The following is a 19,906-nucleotide window of genomic DNA, read 5'->3' as shown; positions in this document are numbered from 1 at the left end:
ACTAGTTTAACCAGTCCCTTTTAATTACTTCTTCCGCTTTGTCTATGAACTCTTTGAGGGTCTTTAACTCATCCCCTTTGGCGTAGTAACCATAAGTCATGGTCTTACCGCCTTCATGGCCTACTATGAAAGCAGAGCGGTTTTCTTGAATTCCAGCTCTAAGCAATGCTGTTGACACGTGAACACGGAGACTGTGAAAGCATTGAGATGAGTCTTTGCTGATATTAGTTACCTTAAATCGGGAGAAATCACGACTAGCCTTGTCTCCGTTCAATCCAAGCAGCTTGCTTTCAGGATCTCTACCATCCATTAGCTGTAATACTTCTGAAGCTAGTGAGTCTGTTAATGGCACTGTTCGTTGAGCCGCAGAGGTTTTACCAATTCTGATTTTGATTGCAGTAATCCCAGAGTCTGTATATACATCTTTAACCTTGATTCTACACAGCTCTCCAATCCTGCTCCCAGTGAAGAGACCAAGGCGGAACAGTAGACCCATATTTGAACCTTTAGCCGTTTGCTCATCAGCCCATTTAGCCAATAAGTGGATTTGCTCTCTACTAAACAATTGCTTAGGGTTCTTTTCCTTCTTCGTTTCAAGGTGAGCCAATGAATGGTCTGCAAAAGGGTTGTCTTTGTTTTTAATGCGTCCCATGTCCCATGCATGTTTATAGACAGTCTTCAGTCTACTTAAGTGAGCTCTAATCGTTGATACTGAGCACTCGTCTGCTAGCTCGCTAATGAAGCCAACAACGGAAGACCGCTCAATACTGAGTAGTGGTAAATCAAACACTTCACAATGCTTAAGGAATCGTTCAGTTGTAGATTTTACTTTGGATATAGTGTCTTTATTTTTATTTCTGTTTAGCTCTAACCACTCAGTCATGGATTCCCGTAACGTACAGGTGTACTTGAGTGGTGTTTCACCTGAATACACTGCCTTTAACGCATCTCGTTGTATTTCTGGGTAACGGTCTGTGTTCGTTACATCTTCTAAATCAATGTTATGGTGCACACCGTAAGGCTCATAGCCGTGTATATCTTTAGCTTCTTTGAGTGTTCTATAGAAGCTTATGAAAGTAGCTCGTCCCCCGTCTATGGCTTGCTCTTCCTGTAAACTCATTTCTGCAAGCAGAGCGTTTCTGCGCAATCGTGCTGTTTTAATGCAGGAGGTCTTCAAGGACTTGGTTAAGACTTCTTTGCCTTCATAGAGGTGTTGTAGTTGCTTAGGGATACGCTTAGAGAAAAGCCATACATCGCGGTTATTACGCTTCTTTAAATACTTATTATCTTGAGACACTGTATACTCAAAAGTGGAGACTAATGTAGAGACAAATGTTAACACAAAGTCTTATATTACGGTAGGTTAAGGGGTTTAAGGGTTATTTGGGCGGCATGATGTAATACGCTGCTTACCTTATCGCTGTAACGTTTTTATAGCGAAGAGGTATCTGACCAAACCAAGAAGAAGCCGAGGTTTTTACCTCGGCTTTTTTGTGCTTGGCGTTTTTGATTTGTTGATACGTCATCGCAGTTCAATTTGTCGTTTATGCAGTGCGATGAAATACTGATTTAAAGGCGATGCGTCGTACTTGTTTATCCAGATTCGTGGCTGAACATGACATCATCATTGTGTGGGACTGGTACAAGAAATACTTCAGAAAATATTGAAATATGGTCGTTGTAGATTTTTTCTATTATAGTCAACTTGTTAAATATGGCATGCGAGTGAAATTTTTTCATACGATTAGTAGAAAATGAGTACACATACGCTATGTTGTAAGTAATGCTTAATATAACGGAGATAAGAATGAAAAAGCTTTTGACGTCTTTGGCAGTGGTAGCCGCTGTTGCATCACCTGTTGCGCTTGCTGACAGCACTCCTGTGATGTTTTCTACAATTGATCACATTAATGCGCCGTCTCGCTCTGAAGTGGGCGGTGTTCGCTTAGCTGTTCTACACGGACAGGTTAACGAAGTGAAAGGGGTCGATTTCTCTCTACTTGGTATGTCTGAAACCGATCGTACAACCGGTGTTAACTTTGGTCTGTTCTTCGGCGCAGCGAAAGTAAACCAAGAAATGAAAGGGGCTTCACTTGGCCTTGTTAACTGGAACCGTGGCCAAACAACAGGCCTAAACCTGGGTGCGGTTAACATTACTAACAATGTGAAAGGCCTTAACTGGAGTGCGGTTAACTACTCCCAAGGCTACACAATGGCGGATGTTGGTCTGGCAAGTATCTCTAAAAAGTCTAACTTCCAGCTAGGTTTCTTCAACATGACAGACCAAATCGACGGTATTCAAATTGGTCTGCTTAACTGTGCGGATAACGGCTTCTTGAAGTGTTTCCCACTGATTAACTTCGCGAAATAATCTGCAGTTATAGTAATACTTAAACAGAAAGACCCCGAACTGATGTCGGGGTCTTTTTATATCTCACGTTTGAGCTTATTTGATTAAGCGAGACGACTTTCTGCGCTGTATTCTTTGATGCACACCGCGACGTAAGGACTTGATGTGTCGCTCCGCTTCATCAACGCCCAGTAACACAGTTAAAGTCAGTACGGTGATGACCACTGATTGAGACAAATAACCAAGACCAATCATTAAGCCTAACCCGGCTAGTACCCAGATGACCGCCGCAGACGTCACACCGTGGATTTTGCCATCTAGCGTCATCATTACACCAGCGCCCAGAAATCCGACACCGGTAATGATTTGACCCAGTACACGTGCTTGATCAAGCGTGTTTGGCGATAAGGATACCGCCATCGACATGAAAAGGTAGGTGCCTGAAATAATGAGTATTGCAGTGCGAATGCCAACCGGTTTACCACGGGTCTGGCGTTCTATGCCAATCATTAACCCATTGATGGCACAGCATAGAAGAGCAGACCAACTAAATGGGCCAAGATCGAAAATTTGTTCGAATGTTGTATGCATCTTGACCTCCAAAAGCGCGGAGTATGCATAGAATCACCCCTCAAAGCGAACAAAAAGAAACGCTCGTGACGACAAATTTAATTCAACTTCAACTGGTCTCGCTATTTACTCTAAATGGAGGTCTAGCGGTGTTTTACTTGGCCTGCCGCCGATCTCTCGCGTAAGTTTTGGCACCAGGTAACCAGACACACGAGTTATTACTCCGCGCATGATCGTTTTTGCCTCCTCATCGGAAACAAAGTAATGCGCAGCACCTTGGACTTTGTCTAGTACATGCAAGTAGTAAGGTAACACTCCCGCATCAAATAAGGCTTCACTCAAGTCGACCAGGGCATCCACAGAGTCATTGATATCTTTAAGCAGCACACTTTGGTTGAGTAGAGTCACACCAGATTGTTTGAGTTTGAACAGCTGTGAGGCGAGTTCGCTACTTAATTCGTTCGCATGGTTGATGTGAGTGACCAAGATAACCTGCAAGCGGGAGTCGCGAAGTATCTGGCATAGTTCATCGGTTATACGCGCTGGGATTACCACAGGTAAGCGGCTGTGAATTCGAAGACGTTTGATATGCGGAATTTGTGTAATCCGCTCTATCAGCCACTGAAGTTCATCATCTTTCGCCATTAATGGATCTCCGCCGGAGAAGATCACTTCGTTCAGCTCGGGCTGCTGCGCAATATACTCGAGACTTTGAGCCCAGGCTTGTTTACCACTTTTGTTATCCTGATACGGGAAATGTCGGCGGAAGCAGTAGCGACAATTCACCGCACAGCCTCCTTTAACAATCATCAGTGCACGATTACGATATTTGTGCAGCAAGCCGGGAATCTCGTTGTCTTGCTCTTCAAGTGGATCGCTGGAGTAGCCCTCATGCACTTCGAACTCTTCACTTAACGGTAAAACCTGACGTAAAAGAGGGTCTTTGGGATTGCCTTTTTCCATTCTATCGACAAAACTTTGCGGTACACGCTGTGCAAACAGCTTGCGCGCAGCAAACCCGTCTTGCCACGGTGAGGGATCTATTTCCAGTTTTTCGAGCAATTTTGCAGGATCAGAGATCCCATTCGCCAACTGTTTGAGCCAGTTTTGCTCAACAGAATCGACTTTTCGGGTTATTATGTGCGGCATTGAATTTAGCTCTAAGAATGTAAGAGGAAAAAATGGCTACAGTTAGCACCAATGAATTTAAAGGCGGTCTTAAGTTAATGCTTGATAATGAGCCTTGCGTAATTCTGGAAAACGAATACGTTAAACCAGGTAAAGGCCAAGCGTTCAACCGCGTAAAAATTCGTAAACTTCTTTCTGGTAAAGTGCTAGAGAAAACATTCAAGTCTGGTGACACTTGTGAAGTGGCAGACGTAATGGATATCGACCTAGATTATCTATATTCAGACGGCGAATTCTACCACTTTATGAACAATGAAACGTTCGAACAGATCGCTGCTGATGCGAAAGCGGTAGGTGAGAACGCTAAATGGTTGGTAGAAAACAACACTTGTATGATCACGCTTTGGAACGGTAACCCAATCTCAGTTACTCCACCAAACTTTGTTGAGCTGGAAGTTACTGACACAGATCCAGGTTTGAAAGGTGATACTCAAGGTACTGGTGGTAAACCAGCTACGCTATCAACTGGCGCTGTTGTACGTGTTCCACTATTCATCGCAATTGGCGAAGTGATCAAAGTTGACACTCGTACTGGTGAATACGTAGGTCGTGTGAAGTAATTCACTTAAACGTATCGAATAAAAAAGGTCGCTTCGGCGGCCTTTTTTATTGCCCGCAGTTTTGACATGTGGCTAAAACAAGAAGCGCACCGCATAGTTTTATTATTTTTGTATTATTCGTTAAAAACGTATTTGTTTGATGAATCTTTCGATTATTCCTTAAGGTTACCATTTGATAGATTATCTCCAGAGGTCGTTGAGTTGCATAGCAATTTGATTTTTATCGATTTAACTCAATGACAACCGCAATAAGGAGAACAATATGGAAAGCACAGGTTTAGGACAAAGCTTAAAAGTTGAAGAACGACGTCGATTACTTCACCGAGGGATAAAAGCGGCAGTTTTTGGTATACCGTTGTTGGCTATAGGGTTAACCATTAACAGTTCTGTTTTGATGACCGATGCAGGTTACAGTTATGTGCACCAGAACAATATTACCGGTGAATTGGATGTGTTCACTGAACCGGGTATTCATTTTCGTATGCCCTTTCTGTCTAAAATCACCCAATATGACCAAGTCATCACTGTGTCATTTGGTAACAACAAGGGTGAGGATTTTTACCAGAGGCTTGAGCCGGTACAAGTACGCTTTGCGGATACTTATATTGGTCAGATTCCCGTCACATTCCGTTTTAAATTGAGTAATGATCCGGAAGCAGTGAAGAAAATGCACCGAGAGTTTCGTAATAACAGCAATCTGATCGATGCGTTATTAGTAAAAAATGCCCGAAACGTAACGGTGATTACCGCGACTCAGTATACTGGAGAAGAGTTCTTTCAGGGCGGTTTGAACCAGTTTAAATCTAAGTTGGGTGATCAGCTTCGAGAAGGTATTTATCTGACTGAGCGTCGTCAGGTGGAAGTTGAAGAGCTTGACCTGGCTCCTGTTGGTGCAAATCAGGCCAACGCCAATCAATTGCAGCGTACGAATCAGTTAGTCTGGAAAACGGTACCGGTCGTAGACAAAACAGGCCAACCTATCCGACAGGATAACCCGTTACAGCAATACGGCATTCAAGTTACTCAGGTAACCATTGGTGACCCGCAGCCAGAGAAGCAGCTTGATCAGTTATTGGCAGATAAAAAACGCTTGGTCGCAGATCGCATTCGCGCAATTCAGGAGCAGGAAACTTCTAAAGCTCAGGCCGAAACTGAGCAGCTGCGTAAAGAAATTCAGCGTACTCGTGAAGTTCAGGATGCACAACGTCAGAAAGAGCTCGCTATTATTTCTCAGCAAAAAGAGGTCGAGGTTGCTCGTCAAATAGCTGAGCGTGAAATCGTTGAAGTGGAGAAAACCAAGCGACTTGCTGAAGTGGAGAAAGAAAAAGAGCTGGCAATGGCAGAAGCGAACTTAGCGATTCAGAAAGCCAATGCTCTTTCCGCTCAATATGAAGCGAAAGCGATTTTAGAGAAAGGCCGCGCAGAAGCCGAAGTCCTGAAAGCGAAGTATGCGGCATTAGGAGCAAACCGAGAAGTTTACCTAGCTGAGTTGAACCGTGAGGTTGCAAACTCGTTGTACAGTAATCTGCAAAACTTCCAAGTTCAAATGCCGCAAAACTATATTGGTGGTAATCAGGAAACAGGCCTGAAAACGAACTTAGATGTGATCACTGGTTTTGGTGCTCTTGGCTTAATGGATCAAACTAAGAAGATTACTCAGCAATAAGATCATAGGTGGCCAAAAGCTTTTAAAGCAAAAAGATCATGGGTGTCCAAAAACAAAAAAAGCTGGCATAAAGCCAGCTTTTTTCATTTATAACAGTGTCTTAAATCATGAAGATAAAGATAACTGATAGCGCACTGATAAGGCCAGCAAACGCGTAGCATGCCACTTTGCCCACCACACCAGTGTGGAACTTAAGGTCGTGCATACCGTGGTGAACACGGTGCATTGCATGCCACATTGGCAGCGCTAGTGTACCGATGATAAATAGCGCACCAATGATGCTGGTCGCGAATTCAGATACTCGCTCGTAGCTCATTGCATCAGCATCAATCACGCCCAGTGGAACTAGGATACCAAGGACAAGTACGGTGATAGGAGTGATCATCGCAAACCAGGTACCGCCTGCACCAAACAGTCCCCACCAGATTGGCTCATCCGAACGTTTTGGTGATGTATTTACACTATAATTTGGTTTCATTGTTCAGCTCCTTACACCACGATGAGAACGATCAGTGAGATAAACGCGACCGCTGCCCACTGAGTCAGTACGATGATATTCTTACCTACAGGTTTGCCTTTTAGGCGAATTGGCATCACCTGTGGCATCATGCTGAAGAAGGTTTGTGCGTGGAACAGGCTTCCAAGTAGCGCAACAATGTTGATCGCGACTACGATTGGGTTTGCCATGAACTCTAACCAGCCTTGCCAAGCTTCAGGCCCTTTCACTAGTGAACCCAGACCGAAAGTCAGGAAGATGGTGAATAGAATCAGTGGCAGTACCGTCGCTTCACGTAACATGTAGAAGCGGTAGAAAGGATGGTCCTTCCACCAAGTGCGTTTTACTTCACGAACGTAAGGTTTACGGTTACTCATCCTTCTGCCTCCTGAGGTTTCAGCATCGCAATTACGAAGTCCATAGAAGACTCTACTTTGCCTTGGTTTACTGCTGCTGCAGGGTCAACGCTCTTTGGACAAACCTCAGAACAGTAACCTACAAACGTACAACCCCAGGCGCCATTCTCACCGTTAATCAGCTTCATACGTTCAGCTTTACCGTTATCACGGCTATCTAAGTTGTAACGGTGCGCCAAAGTCAGCGCTGCCGGGCCGATAAACTCTGGATTGAGACCGAACTGCGGACACGCTGCGTAACACAGACCACAGTTGATACAACCAGCAAACTGCTTGTATTTCGCCATTTGCTCTGGCGTTTGCAAGTTTGTGCCGTCTTCAGGTTTGCGGTCGTTGCCAATGATGTAAGGTTTGATCGCTTCAAGACGCTCGATAAATGGCGTCATATCAACGATCAAGTCTTTCTCAATCGGGAAATTCGCTAATGGCTCGATTTTCAGACCATTTTGGTAGTCACGTAAGAAGCTCTTACAAGCTAGCTTAGGCACACCATTAACCATGATGCCGCATGAGCCACAGATTGCCATACGACAAGACCATCGGTAAGACAGGTCTTTGTCTAGGTTATCTTTGATGTAACCAATCGCGTCGAGCACAGACATTGTTTCATCGAATGGTACTTCGAAAGTTTGTAAGTGCGGTTCTGCGTCTTTTTCTGGGTCATAACGCAGAATGTCTACTTTCTGGATGCGGTTTGCTGACATTATGCTTGCTCCTCTGCGTTCTTCGCTGCTTCTTCTGCTGCGGCTTTTTCTGCAGCTTCACCGTATAGACGCGCTTTAGGCTGAGACTTAGTAATAGTTACATTGCTGTAGTCGATGCTAGGCGCTGCGTCTGGTTGATAGAAAGCAAGTGAGTGTTTCAGGAAGTTCACGTCGTCACGTTCAGTGCAGCCATCATCGAGACGTTGGTGTGCACCGCGAGATTCTTTGCGCAGGATTGCAGAGTGAACCATCGCTTCTGCCACTTCCAGGCCGTAACCGACTTCGATTGCGTACAGAAGGTCAGTGTTGAACACTTTGCCTTTGTCTTTGATGCTAATGCGTTTGTAACGTTGTTTAAGTTCCGTGATCTTATCGATGGTTGCTTGCATCAGATCTTCTTGGCGGTAGATACCACAACCCGCTTCCATGGTGTGGCCCATTTCGGTACGGATGTCTGCCCAGTTTTCATCGCCTTCTTGGTTCATTAGGCTGGCAATGCGTTCTTCTACAGCTTTCACTTGATCTGCGATAGCGTCGTCGTTCCAGCCTTTGAATTCTGCTGCACGTTTCACTGCGTTTTCACCCGCAACTCGGCCAAATACCACGAACTCAGCCAGAGAGTTAGAGCCAAGACGGTTCGCACCATGCAGACCAACTGACGCACACTCACCAACTGCGAATAGACCTTTAACGCGAGTCTCACAGCCACCATCAGTTTCGATGCCGCCCATGGTGTAGTGCACGGTCGGACGAATTGGAATTGGTTCTTTTGCAGGATCAACGTTCACGTAAGCTTTTGCTAGCTCACAGATGAAAGGTAAACGTTCTTGTAGGTACTCTTCACCAAGGTGGCGAAGGTCTAGGTGCACCACGTCACCCAGTGGGTGTTTGATGGTGTTGCCTTTCTGTTGCTCATGCCAGAAAGCTTGAGAAACTTTGTCACGTGGACCCAGTTCCATGTATTTGTTTTTCGGTTGACCCACTGGAGTTTCAGGGCCCATGCCGTAGTCTTGTAGGTAGCGGTAGCCGTTTTTGTTGACAATAATACCACCTTCACCACGACAACCTTCTGTCATTAGGATACCAGTACCTGGTAGGCCAGTAGGGTGGTATTGAACAAATTCCATATCACGTAGCGGAACACCGTGACGGTAAGCCATTGCCATGCCATCGCCCGTTACGATACCGCCGTTGGTGTTACAGTGGTAAACTCGTCCTGCGCCACCAGTAGCAAGCACAACAGATTTCGCTTTGATGGTTACCAACTCACCTTCAGACATGTGAATGGCGATTAAGCCTTGTACTTCACCATCGTCAACAAGCAGATCTAACACAAAGTACTCATCAAAACGTTTGATGTTGCTGTACTTCATTGAAGTTTGGAATAGGGTGTGAAGCATATGGAAGCCGGTTTTATCCGCTGCAAACCAAGTTCGTTCAACCTTCATACCGCCAAAGCGGCGAACGTTAACTTCCCCGTTCTCTTTACGGCTCCAAGGACAACCCCATTGTTCCATTTGGATCATTTCGCGGGTTGCGTTTTCTACAAAATATTCAACGACGTCCTGTTCACATAGCCAGTCGCCACCGCCAACCGTATCGTTGAAGTGGTTATCTAAGCTATCTTCATCCTTGATAACTGCTGCTGAGCCACCCTCCGCTGCGACCGTGTGTGAGCGCATAGGATAAACTTTAGAAATCAGAGCGACTTCTAAATCTGGGTTTGCCTCTGCCGCTGCAATAGCAGTACGAAGACCAGCGCCGCCAGCGCCGATGACTGCGATATCTGTGGTGATAATTTGCACAGTTATCCTCCAGTGAGTAATTGCGGAAATCCGCTTGTTATTGTGATTGTGAGGGGTTCTCGAAGAGAAGCTCCCCGAAAGTAGTAGAGATTAGTGTAGTGGAGCTGTATGAGATAAATATTGATGTAATTAGGTTTTTTCTTTGGTAATGCACTTAAGAGCATAAAAATTACAGGTTATGTGATTACTATCACGGCGAGAATATTTGTAACCTCTAACTGAAATTATTGAGTGTTAATGGAGTGTTGCTTGTTGTTGGCGAGGTTGATAACAGGTTTTGTGGTGAGTGTTGATTTTGCTTTGTAGTACGAAAAATTTTGGCTTCATGTTGCTTTGTCGCACAGTAATAACCGGTCTTTAAAAGCGAATGAAATCGTTTCTCGCCCCAAAGTAAAAACATGTAGAATGTGGGCTTTAGCTGCTAGCCCTAAGCTTTGAGAGACTTGTTATGCAAACCAATTGGCAACCGACTGCTTCCATTGAACAACTTCGTCAACGTGCGGCGTTGATCGCCACTATTCGCCGATTTTTTGCCGAGCGACAAGTGATGGAAGTGGATACGCCTGCCATGAGCCACGCGACGGTGACGGATATTCATTTGCATACCTTTCAAACCGAGTTTGTTGGCCCTGGCTACGCTGACGGCAGTAAGCTGTTCTTTATGACCAGTCCCGAATTCCATATGAAACGTTTATTGGCGGCGGGTAGTGGCTGCATCTACCAGATCAATAAAGCGTTTCGCAACGAAGAGAATGGCCGTTACCACAATCCAGAATTCACCATGCTGGAATGGTATCGAGTTGGTTTTGACCATCATCAGTTAATGGATGAGATGGATGAGTTGCTACAGCGAGTGCTGAAGTGTGGCTCGGCTCATCGTATGACGTATCAGCAGGCGTTTCTTGATGTTCTAGGCGTGTGTCCGCTTGAAGGCTCAATGTCAGAGCTTAAAGTCGTCGCCGGAAAGCTGGGGCTGAGTGATATTGCTGATCCGGAAGATGACCGCGATACTTTACTGCAACTCCTGTTTAGTATTGGTGTCGAAAGTAAGATTGGTCAGGATGCGCCTGCGTTTGTTTATGACTTTCCTGCATCGCAAGCGGCATTAGCAAAAATAAACCCTCAAGACAGCCGTGTTGCTGATCGCTTTGAAGTGTATTTTAAAGGGATAGAGCTCGCTAATGGTTTCCATGAGTTAGACAATCCTAAAGAACAACTTACGCGTTTTGAACAAGACAATGCGAAACGCTTAGAGATGGGTTTGAAGCCTCAGCCGATTGACTATCATCTTATTGCGGCACTAGAGGCTGGGTTGCCGGACTGTGCTGGCGTAGCGTTAGGCGTTGATCGACTCATCATGTTGGCTTTAGGCTGTGATCATATTGATCAGGTAACAGCATTCCCGTTCCCTATTGCATAAGGATATCCAATGAACCGAACGGTTGGACGTTTGATTATTTGCGGTTGCGCTGTTGTGATTGCGTATTTATCGCTCAGCTCAGGAGAGCTACAAAAGTGGGGGTCGTTTACTTACCTCGATAAGCTACAACATTTAATGGCATACACGAGTTTTGCTTTTGTTGCTTGTTGCTGTGTTCGTCATTGGCGAAAACGCTGGATAGTGGCAATTAGTATCCTGTTGTTCAGCGCGGTGATTGAATGGCTACAAGGTTATGTCGGTAGAGAAACCTCTTGGTTAGACCTTGTCGCTAATGGCACGGGGATTCTGACTGGTCTGCTAAGTTATCGTATTTGGAGCCTCTATCGACCTAGGTTGGTGAAGTCGCTATACTCGATTCGTTAAAGAAAAGGGAATACGATAATAATGAAAACGCGCGACAAAATAGTCTACGCGGCACTGGAGTTGTTTAACCAACATGGTGAGCGAAATATCACCACTAATCACATTGCCGATCACATCGAAATCAGTCCAGGTAATCTTTATTACCACTTTCGCAATAAGCAAGAAATCGTCCGCGAAATCTTTGCGCTTTATTCAGCAGAACTTTTAGAAAGATTTACCCCTCTTAAAGGCTCTCAAGAGAGTCTGACTATGCTGAAGAGTTACCTAGATTCGACCTTTACGCTGATGTGGAAGTACCGTTTTTTCTACGCCAATTTACCAGAGATTTTGTCGCGTGATGAGCAACTTCACGAGCAATACATCGAGGTGCAGGACAAACTGCAAGCCAATTTGATTGCGATCATGCAGGAATTCGTTGCCCTCAAATTGCTGAACGTTGATCAGCAGCAATTAACATCTTTGGTATGCACGCTGCACCTCATCGCTTGTAGTTGGTTGTCTTACCAATCTGCGATGCTACCTAAATCCAACATTACCGAGCAAATGGTGCGACAAGGCATGCTTCAGATGATAAATGTTGTAAAACCACTCGCAACGGAGCAAGGGTTGGAGCAGTTGTTACTGTTGGAAGATGGCGTAAGTGCTATGCAGGGCTAATGGCGTATTATTTTAAGCTTAATTTCATTTTCGAATCGTAACTTGAGTTGACTTGTGGCACGCGCAGCGCACAATAGTTACAAACCTCAATTTATACCTGAGCAAAGTTATCTCGATAAAGGAATTATCTTTCAATGAATTACGACATATTTAATGGTGATGCGGACGGCATTATCGCTCTGCTGCAACTGCGCTTAGCTGATCCTCTGGAAGCCAAATTGGTAACGGGTGTAAAACGCGGTATCAAGCTGGTAGAAACCGTGGATGTACAAGCGGGCGACGAGCTGACGGTTTTAGACGTTTCGATGGAAAAGAACATGGCAGGTCTGGAGCATGCTTTGGCTCAGGGCGCTCATGTTTTTTACGCCGATCACCATAAAGCGGGTGACATTCCACAGCATGGTAACTTAGATGCGCACATCGATCTCGATGCGAATATGTGTACGGCTTTGATTGTCGATAAACTGTTGCAGGGACGTTTTCATGCCTGGGCTATAACGGCAGCGTATGGTGATAACCTGATTGCTAAAGCTGATGAACTGGCTGACCTTGCTGGCTTTTCGGCAGAGCAGAAAGCGCAACTGAAAGAGCTGGGCACGTTGATCAATTACAACGGCTATGGTTCGAAGGTTGATGATCTACATTTTCATCCGGCGGATTTATATCAAGCATTGATGAAATATACTTCGCCATTTGATGTCATTGCAGATGCGTCTTCTCCATTCTACTTGCTGCAATCGGCCTATCAGCAAGATATGGATGCCGCCCAAGCGATTCCTGCCACCCATGAAAGCAATAAACTGAAACTGTTTGAGCTACCAGACAATGCCGCTTCACGTCGTATCAGCGGAGTTTATGGTAACTGGTTGGCGAATCAAAACCCAGATTCAGCTCATGCTGTTTTAACCGAAAACGTAGATGGTACTTATACGGTATCACTGCGCGCTCCATTGAATAACAAGCAGGGTGCGGTGGCGGTTTGTGGACAGTTCCCGACAGGCGGTGGTCGAGAGGCTGCGGCGGGAATCAATGCGTTAAGCAAAGACGATGTGAGCGCATTTATTGACGCGGTTGAAACGTATTACGCGTAACGATTTAGAGTCATTCATTTGTGTAAAAAGGAGCCATCGGCTCCTTTTTCTTTAGGCTATTTTTACTTACAGGCGTTTTAACCAGGATTTCGGGTTTTGTGCTTCGCTGTTACGACGAATCTCAAAGTAAAGGGATGCTCTGTCTTGACCCCCGGTATCACCAGCAAGAGCAATAACCTCACCAGCTGTCACTCTATCACCTTCTTTTTTCGTTAGTGCCTGATTGTATCCGTAAAGGGTCATGTCTCCTTTACCGTGGTCGAGGAGTACCACCAATCCATAACCACGTAAGTACTCAGCGAATACGACAGTGCCGGGATAAACCGCTTTGACTTGCTGGCCATAGTTGGCGGATAGCACCATGCCTTTCCAGTTAACCTGACCAGTCTGACGAGTGCCGAAGTTATGCAGCACACTACCTGTTATTGGCCAAGGTAGTTTACCGCGCTGCTTACCTAAACCATCCATTGGCACCGCATTGCGCTTAGCGGCTTTAGCTATTTCGGCTTTAAGGCGAGTTTCATTACGCTGCAACTCTGCCAGATAGCGTTTGTCGTTGGTAATGCTGCCCTGAATTTTGCTCAGCGTTTGTTTACGTTTCGACTGCGTACTTGCCAGCGCGGTACGCTTTTCGGATTGCTGTTTTAGCAGCGTTTCAATTTGCTCTTTTTCCAGCTCAAGTTGGTTCTTATTGTGTTCCAGCTTCTGAGTGGTTTGGGTAATGGCATCAATGATTTCGGAGCGTGCTTTTGCCAAGTGTTGAAAGTACTGGCTGATACGATCTTCTTCGACGCCCTGATTGAGCAAGTGCCCATTGGCTTTAGCACGCTCAGTCACGTAATAGGTTTGCAGAAGCTGTTTCAGCTCTTCTTCCTGCGCCTGACGCTGACCCTCTTGTAAGGCGATCTTTTCTTCTAAGTTATTGATGTTTTTATCGGCTTGAGTGAGCTCTGCTTTGGTCTGTTTGATCTCTCTTTCTAGAGCTGAGATCCCCAGCTCTTGGTCTTTCAGAGATTTTTGCAGTTCATTCAGTTGCTTTTCTTGAGAGGTGAGGGCTTTCTTCTGGCGATTGATTTCGCTGGAGACCCCTTTCAACTCTTGCTGACTCACAGCGGAAGAGGTGAGAGGGAACGTGGCAGATAAAGCACAAGTTAATAAAATAGCCGAGCGGAGCACTGGATGATTTTGTTTTCGCACTTGAGAGTTACCTACCACATTGTTGTTATATAAAAATTAGAGAGCGATTAAATACCATCTCCATGGATAAAGCTTTGAGATTTGCCATTGAAGCCCTGGTCCATATCGAGTGATGGCTTATCTGTTTTTGGTCGGCCCACGATTTTTGCTGGTACCCCTGCCACGGTCGTGTGAGGGGGAACCGGTTGTAGAACCACGGAGCAAGAGCCAATTTTTGCACCTTCACCCACTTCGATGTTACCAAGAATTTTTGCACCGGCACCAATCATCACGCCTTCACGGATTTTCGGGTGACGATCACCGCACTCTTTACCCGTACCACCTAAGGTCACGTCCTGCAGGATAGATACATCATCTTCCACAACGGCGGTTTCACCAATCACGATGCCTGTCGCGTGGTCGAGCATGATCCCACAGCCAATTCGCGCCGCAGGGTGAATATCCACCTGACACGCAACCGAAATTTGGTTTTGCAGATAGGTCGCTAATGCATGACGGCCTTGTGACCACAACCAGTTTGCGACACGATATCCTTGCAGCGCGTGGTAGCCTTTTAAATACAGCAGGGGCATTGAGTACATAGAAACCGCAGGGTCACGATTCACTGTGGCACAAATGTCGCAGGCCGCACAGTCGGTAATGTTTGGATCGGCGATAAACGCCTCTTCAATTACCTCCCTCACTGCCATAGCTGGCATCGAGGCTGTGTCTAATTTGTTGGCCAAAATGTAACTCAGGGCAGCGCCGAGACTTTCATGCTTGATGATCGTCGCGTGGTAAAAGCTGGCCAGCATTGGCTCCTGCTCTGACATTTCGCGGGCTTCTGCAACAATTTTGTTCCAGACTTTTTGTTTTTCGCAGTGTTTCATTCTCAATATCCTGAGTAGTTCTTCTTCCGTGACCCGACAACTTATATTCTTCTCAGATGAGGCGTTAGGGTGCTATTTACCTTCAGACTTTTTGTCACGAGCAAGTAAATCTTGTGCTGCCAGGCGCGCGTCTTTTCCTTGATACAATACTTGATAAATTTGGTCAACAATTGGCATTTCAACACCCATACGTTGGGAGAGCATCCATACCTCTTTGGTGTTGCGGTAACCTTCCACAACCTGACCAATTTCTTCCTGCGCGGTATCGACGTCTTTACCTTGACCTAATGCCAAACCAAAACGACGGTTACGGGATTGGTTATCGGTACAGGTGAGAACAAGATCACCCAACCCAGCCATACCCATAAAGGTTTCTGGTTTCGCACCCAGAGCGGCACCTAAACGGCTCATTTCAGCCAAGCCTCGGGTGATCAGTGCAGTTCGTGCGTTAGCACCAAATCCGATACCATCTGACATACCAGCGCCGATCGCAATGACATTTTTTACGGCACCACCAAGCTGCATGCCAATGAAATCACTATTAGCGTACACGCGGAATGTTTTGCTGCAGTGGATCTTTTCTTGCAGATCAGCAACAAATTCAGCATCTGGTGACGCAACGGAAATTGCCGTTGGCAGCCCCATGGCCAGTTCTTTGGCGAAAGTTGGGCCAGACAATACTGCCAGCGAGTAGTTTTCCCCGATGATATCAAAGGCGACATCTTTTAACAGACGACCAGTTTCTGGCTCTAGGCCTTTGGTTGCCCAGCAGATGCGTGTATCTTCACGTAGGAAAGGCTTACAGCTTTTCAGAACGATACCAAATACATGGCTCGGAACGACAACCAACAAGTCACGACTTGCTTGCACCGCTTTTTCCAGATCCGATTCGATAATCAGACTTTCTGGAAAATCGATATCAGGTAAGAATTCGTGGTTAGCACGATCTGCTTCAAGGCGAGCCATGTGCTCTGGGTCATGACCCCAAAGGATCACGTTTGCACCGTTACGGGCAAGAGAAATAGCCAGTGAGGTGCCATACGAGCCTGCGCCAATCACAGTCATTGCGATGTCTTTACCGTAAGCATTGTTGGTATTTGCTTGTGTCATGCTACCGCCTAATCGTTGTTCTACTAGTAGAATCTAGTTCATTATTGCCAGATTTTACGCTGTCTAGGGGCTAGGAACTAGGGTTTGTCTTGCAACTTATTCAGAAATAAAAAATGCACATCGCATCGCTCGGTGGACGCTTTGTGCATTTTCTTAGGTATGTGACACTTTCGGCTGTCTTCAAACCGACGTGTCACTTACAAATGTGAATTACGCTTCAGCTTCGCCTTCACCTTGTTGAGCTTGCTGTTGTAGGTAGTTCATGAACAGAGCGTCAAAGTTTACTGGTGCTAGGTTCAGTTGAGGGAACGTACCTTTAACCACTAGGCTTGAGATAGTTTCGCGAGCGTATGGGAATAGGATGTTAGGGCAGAATGCACCTAGGCAATGCGCTAGTTGACCAGCTTCCATTTTTTCAGCTGTGAAGATACCACCTTGTTGAACTTCACATAGGAACGCTGTTTCTTCTTCGTTCTTAACAGTAACTGTCAGACGTAGAACGACTTCGTAAACGCCTTCACCAAGCTCACGGCTTTGAGTGTCTAGGTCTAGTTTAACGTCTGGGTTCCACTCTTTTTGAAAGACTACTGGAGAGTTAGGCGCTTCGAAAGAAACGTCTTTCAGGAAGATGCGTTGAATTGCGAAGTTTTGTTGTGCGTCTTGTGGTGTAGCTTCTGCCATTTTTAAATCCTTAATAAACATTTGTTGGGTTTAGAACGCCTAAACCCAGAAATCTGGTTTGTCCTGAGACTAACTGAGCAAGTTTACCGTGACTAGATGAAGCGTGTATTACGTGCAAAGCGTCACAACTTAGGGCTTCAACTGCTTTTTATTTGCTCAGTTTGTTATCCACTAGGCTCCCAATCGCGATGAAGGCGACCTTTGTACTACTTTTTACCGCGTACTAAAGGAAGGTTCGCTTCGTTCCATGCGATCAAACCATTCTTAAGTAGACTTACGTTTGTAAAGCCTGCTTTTGCTAGTAGGTTTGCGCTCTCCTGAGCGGTTTGGCCCGTCTTGCATACTAGGATGATTGGGTCGGATTTATGGTTTTCAAGGCTACCAAAGCTACCTGATTTGATATCTGACGGTAAAATGTGAAGTGAGTCAGTGATATGGCCTTTTTTGTACTCATCTTGTGTACGAATATCCACCACAACACCGTTTTCACGGTTAATAAGGTGAGTCAGTTGGTTTACGTTGATTTCTTTGTATGCCGCTGTCGCTGACTTAACGATATTCAGGATAAATGCGATAAGAAGACCTACCCAAACCAAAGATAGAATCATGTTTTGTTGGAAAAATTCAATGTACTCTTGCATGTCTTGAGCTCTTGCACTGTTGGCGGAAAATTAAAGCAGGAGTATAGCGAGGTTAGGCCTCTTAGGCGAGAGGGTTAAAATTTTCTAACGAATAATTGAGATCTCTACAAATTCATCACGCCAGAATTACCCTGCCACTGGCCGCGGCTTTATTCATCAAGATTTCCTATTGTAGCTATTGGTCTAAGTGACTTCTGTTTTTCAGGAAAAGGAGAACAATAAGCGATAGGTTTTGTCTTTCAAGCAACAACACAGGTCTAAAACGCGACTCGCTTAGAAAGATCTACCGCCAAAATCGGACGTAAAAATCGAATATAGACCGGGTGTACAAAGCTTGTGGGGAGTGACTATGCTTGTTGGACAGGTTTGCTGACAGAGACTCGTTGTTTCCTAAACTTGTAAGATAGCAACGATAAATCGCAAACAATATTTGATCTTACCCTACAGTTTTGGTTAAAAAGTGTAGTAAAATTACGCTAGTTTTGTTTCAGGGTTAGATGGGGCAGAGAAGCCCTACACGCCAAAAAGTTACTAAATTTGATGAGGTCATCACTATGTCAGCTAAGAAGCCATTGGCTCTAGTTATCCTTGACGGTTACGGTTACCGTGAAGACACAGCAAGTAACGCAATTGCGAATGCGAAAACGCCAGTAATGGATGCACTGATTGCGAACAACCCAAATACTCTAATCTCTGCTTCAGGTATGGATGTTGGCCTTCCTGATGGTCAAATGGGTAACTCAGAAGTTGGTCACACTAACATTGGCGCAGGTCGAGTTGTATACCAAGACCTAACTCGTATTACTAAATCTATCGCTGACGGCGAATTCGCTGAAACACCAGCGTTGGTTGAAGCTATCGATGCAGCTGTAAAAGCTGAGAAAGCAGTACACATCATGGGTCTGATGTCTCCAGGTGGCGTACACTCTCACGAAGATCACATCTACGCAGCGGTTGAAATGGCTGCAGCTCGTGGCGCAGAAAAAATCTACCTACATTGCTTCCTGGACGGCCGTGATACGCCACCTCGCAGTGCAGAAAACTCGCTACAACGTTTCCAAGATCTATTTGCGAAACTAGGTAAAGGCCGAGTTGCTTCTCTAGTGGGCCGTTACTACGCAATGGACCGTGATAACAACTGGGAACGTGTTCAGGTAGCTTACGATCTTCTAACTCAAGCGAAAGCAGAATTCACAGCTGAAACAGCAGTAGCTGGCTTGGAAGCGGCTTACGCTCGTGAAGAAAACGATGAGTTCGTGAAAGCGACAGCAATCAAAGCGGAAGGCGAAGAAGATGCAATCATGCAAGATGGCGATGCTGTTATCTTCATGAACTACCGCGCAGACCGCGCACGTCAAATCACACGTGCATTCGTACCTGAATTTGATGGTTTTGAGCGCGAAGCATTCCCATCACTTCACTTCGTGATGCTGACTCAATACGCAGCGGATATCCCACTAGCAATCGCATTCCCACCTGCGTCTCTAGAGAACACGTACGGTGAGTGGTTGTCTAAGCAAGGTCAAACTCAGCTACGTATCTCTGAAACAGAGAAATACGCGCACGTTACTTTCTTCTTCAACGGCGGTGTTGAAAGCGAGTTTGACGGTGAAGAGCGTCAACTTGTTGCTTCTCCAAAAGTTGCAACTTACGACCTTCAACCAGAAATGAGCTCTCCAGAGCTAACTGAGAAGCTGGTAGCGGCTATTAAATCTGGTAAGTACGATACTATCATCTGTAACTACCCGAACGCAGACATGGTTGGTCACACTGGTGTTTACGAAGCGGCTGAAAAAGCGATCGAAGCGCTAGACGAAAGCGTGGGCAAAGTGGTTGAAGCTATCAAAGAAGCGGGCGGCCAGCTACTTATCACTGCTGACCACGGTAACGCAGAAATGATGGTTGACCCAGAAACTGGCGGTACTCACACAGCGCACACAAACCTACCAGTACCTCTAATCTACGTAGGTGACAAAGCGGTTGAGTTTAAAGAAGGCGGTAAACTGTCTGATCTAGCGCCAACCATGCTTTCTCTGGCTGGTCTGGAAATCCCTGCAGAAATGTCAGGTGATATTCTGGTTAAGTAATTAACTGAAATGCA

General features: G+C 45.5%; 20 protein-coding genes. 8 read left to right on the top strand and 12 right to left on the bottom strand.

Translation table 11 applies throughout. From position 1 onward, the window contains the following. Position 1 precedes the first annotated feature (1 nt). Positions 2 to 1,297, bottom strand: a complete 1,296-nt coding sequence (locus VER99_RS13340; protein WP_020336203.1) for a tyrosine-type recombinase/integrase — start codon at positions 1,295 to 1,297, stop codon at positions 2 to 4. A 510-nt stretch (positions 1,298 to 1,807) separates the two neighbouring features. Here VER99_RS13340 and VER99_RS13335 point away from each other — a divergent pair. Continuing rightward, positions 1,808 to 2,371, top strand: coding sequence for a VC2662 family protein (locus tag VER99_RS13335; protein ID WP_020336202.1), 564 nt, complete (start codon positions 1,808 to 1,810; stop codon positions 2,369 to 2,371). Between the two features lie 75 nt (positions 2,372 to 2,446). Here the strand turns inward: VER99_RS13335 and VER99_RS13330 are convergent, their stop codons facing one another. Both VER99_RS13330 and epmB read right to left on the bottom strand, forming a co-directional pair. Further along, positions 2,447 to 2,941 carry an MgtC/SapB family protein gene (locus VER99_RS13330; protein ID WP_014233234.1) on the bottom strand — a complete coding sequence of 165 codons (495 nt, stop codon included), beginning with the start codon at positions 2,939 to 2,941 and terminating at the stop codon, positions 2,447 to 2,449. 105 nt (positions 2,942 to 3,046) lie between these two features. Further along, the gene (gene epmB / locus VER99_RS13325) at positions 3,047 to 4,069 is read right to left on the bottom strand and encodes an EF-P beta-lysylation protein EpmB (protein ID WP_020336201.1); all 1,023 of its coding nucleotides are present in this window, start codon (positions 4,067 to 4,069) and stop codon (positions 3,047 to 3,049) included. A gap of 32 nt (positions 4,070 to 4,101) precedes the next feature. Here epmB and efp point away from each other — a divergent pair, with 32 nt between their 5' ends. Both efp and VER99_RS13315 read left to right on the top strand, forming a co-directional pair. Continuing rightward, a complete protein-coding gene (efp, locus tag VER99_RS13320) occupies positions 4,102 to 4,668 on the top strand; it encodes an elongation factor P (protein WP_014233232.1) in 567 nt (188 codons plus the stop codon). 262 nt (positions 4,669 to 4,930) lie between these two features. Beyond that, the gene (locus VER99_RS13315) at positions 4,931 to 6,334 is read left to right on the top strand and encodes an SPFH domain-containing protein (protein ID WP_020336200.1); all 1,404 of its coding nucleotides are present in this window, start codon (positions 4,931 to 4,933) and stop codon (positions 6,332 to 6,334) included. 100 nt (positions 6,335 to 6,434) lie between these two features. Here the strand turns inward: VER99_RS13315 and frdD are convergent, their stop codons facing one another. The 4 genes from frdD to frdA are packed head-to-tail and all read right to left on the bottom strand — an operon-like array spanning position 6,435 to position 9,755. After that, a complete protein-coding gene (gene frdD / locus VER99_RS13310) occupies positions 6,435 to 6,812 on the bottom strand; it encodes a fumarate reductase subunit FrdD (protein WP_020336199.1) in 378 nt (125 codons plus the stop codon). A gap of 11 nt (positions 6,813 to 6,823) precedes the next feature. Beyond that, positions 6,824 to 7,207, bottom strand: coding sequence for a fumarate reductase subunit FrdC (frdC, locus tag VER99_RS13305; protein WP_014233229.1), 384 nt, complete (start codon positions 7,205 to 7,207; stop codon positions 6,824 to 6,826). After that, the gene (locus VER99_RS13300; protein WP_014233228.1) at positions 7,204 to 7,950 is read right to left on the bottom strand and encodes a succinate dehydrogenase/fumarate reductase iron-sulfur subunit; all 747 of its coding nucleotides are present in this window, start codon (positions 7,948 to 7,950) and stop codon (positions 7,204 to 7,206) included. Before VER99_RS13300 ends, frdC begins: the two co-directional genes overlap by 4 nt. Continuing rightward, complete coding sequence (frdA, locus tag VER99_RS13295) at positions 7,950 to 9,755, bottom strand: fumarate reductase (quinol) flavoprotein subunit (RefSeq protein ID WP_020336198.1); 1,806 nt, start codon at positions 9,753 to 9,755, stop codon at positions 7,950 to 7,952. The genes VER99_RS13300 and frdA overlap by 1 nt, the downstream gene beginning before the upstream one ends. A 448-nt stretch (positions 9,756 to 10,203) precedes the next feature. Here frdA and epmA point away from each other — a divergent pair, with 448 nt between their 5' ends. From epmA to VER99_RS13275, 4 genes are all read left to right on the top strand, one after another. Further along, positions 10,204 to 11,175, top strand: a complete 972-nt coding sequence (epmA, locus tag VER99_RS13290) for an elongation factor P--(R)-beta-lysine ligase (RefSeq protein ID WP_020336197.1) — start codon at positions 10,204 to 10,206, stop codon at positions 11,173 to 11,175. Positions 11,176 to 11,184: 9 nt separating this feature from the next. After that, positions 11,185 to 11,559 (top strand): VanZ family protein, encoded by a 375-nt coding sequence (locus tag VER99_RS13285; protein WP_014233225.1) that lies wholly within the window; start codon positions 11,185 to 11,187, stop codon positions 11,557 to 11,559. Between the two features lie 21 nt (positions 11,560 to 11,580). After that, positions 11,581 to 12,216 carry a TetR/AcrR family transcriptional regulator gene (locus VER99_RS13280; RefSeq protein WP_014233224.1) on the top strand — a complete coding sequence of 212 codons (636 nt, stop codon included), beginning with the start codon at positions 11,581 to 11,583 and terminating at the stop codon, positions 12,214 to 12,216. A gap of 134 nt (positions 12,217 to 12,350) precedes the next feature. Next, positions 12,351 to 13,307 carry an acetyltransferase gene (locus VER99_RS13275; RefSeq protein ID WP_020336196.1) on the top strand — a complete coding sequence of 319 codons (957 nt, stop codon included), beginning with the start codon at positions 12,351 to 12,353 and terminating at the stop codon, positions 13,305 to 13,307. A 66-nt stretch (positions 13,308 to 13,373) separates the two neighbouring features. On the opposite strand, the gene VER99_RS13270 is transcribed toward VER99_RS13275, so the two are convergent. From VER99_RS13270 to VER99_RS13250, 5 genes are all read right to left on the bottom strand, one after another. Then, on the bottom strand, positions 13,374 to 14,522 hold the full coding sequence (locus VER99_RS13270; RefSeq protein WP_031779273.1) for a murein hydrolase activator EnvC family protein: 1,149 nt from the start codon (positions 14,520 to 14,522) through the stop codon (positions 13,374 to 13,376). Positions 14,523 to 14,551: 29 nt separating this feature from the next. Then, positions 14,552 to 15,373: a serine O-acetyltransferase gene (cysE, locus tag VER99_RS13265; RefSeq protein WP_014233221.1), complete on the bottom strand. Its 822-nt coding sequence runs from the start codon at positions 15,371 to 15,373 to the stop codon at positions 14,552 to 14,554. A 72-nt stretch (positions 15,374 to 15,445) separates the two neighbouring features. After that, positions 15,446 to 16,483, bottom strand: a complete 1,038-nt coding sequence (gene gpsA / locus VER99_RS13260) for an NAD(P)H-dependent glycerol-3-phosphate dehydrogenase (protein WP_020336194.1) — start codon at positions 16,481 to 16,483, stop codon at positions 15,446 to 15,448. Positions 16,484 to 16,693: 210 nt separating this feature from the next. Further along, on the bottom strand, positions 16,694 to 17,164 hold the full coding sequence (gene secB / locus VER99_RS13255) for a protein-export chaperone SecB (protein ID WP_020336193.1): 471 nt from the start codon (positions 17,162 to 17,164) through the stop codon (positions 16,694 to 16,696). Between the two features lie 206 nt (positions 17,165 to 17,370). Then, positions 17,371 to 17,805, bottom strand: coding sequence for a rhodanese-like domain-containing protein (locus tag VER99_RS13250; protein WP_014233218.1), 435 nt, complete (start codon positions 17,803 to 17,805; stop codon positions 17,371 to 17,373). Positions 17,806 to 18,359: 554 nt separating this feature from the next. Between VER99_RS13250 and gpmM the strand changes: the two genes are divergently transcribed. After that, positions 18,360 to 19,892, top strand: coding sequence for a 2,3-bisphosphoglycerate-independent phosphoglycerate mutase (gene gpmM / locus VER99_RS13245; protein WP_014233217.1), 1,533 nt, complete (start codon positions 18,360 to 18,362; stop codon positions 19,890 to 19,892). Positions 19,893 to 19,906 lie beyond the last annotated feature (14 nt).

The organism is Vibrio natriegens NBRC 15636 = ATCC 14048 = DSM 759, assembly GCF_035621455.1.
Lineage (GTDB): Bacteria > Pseudomonadota > Gammaproteobacteria > Enterobacterales > Vibrionaceae > Vibrio > Vibrio natriegens.
This window is presented reverse-complemented; position numbering and strand designations above follow the sequence as displayed.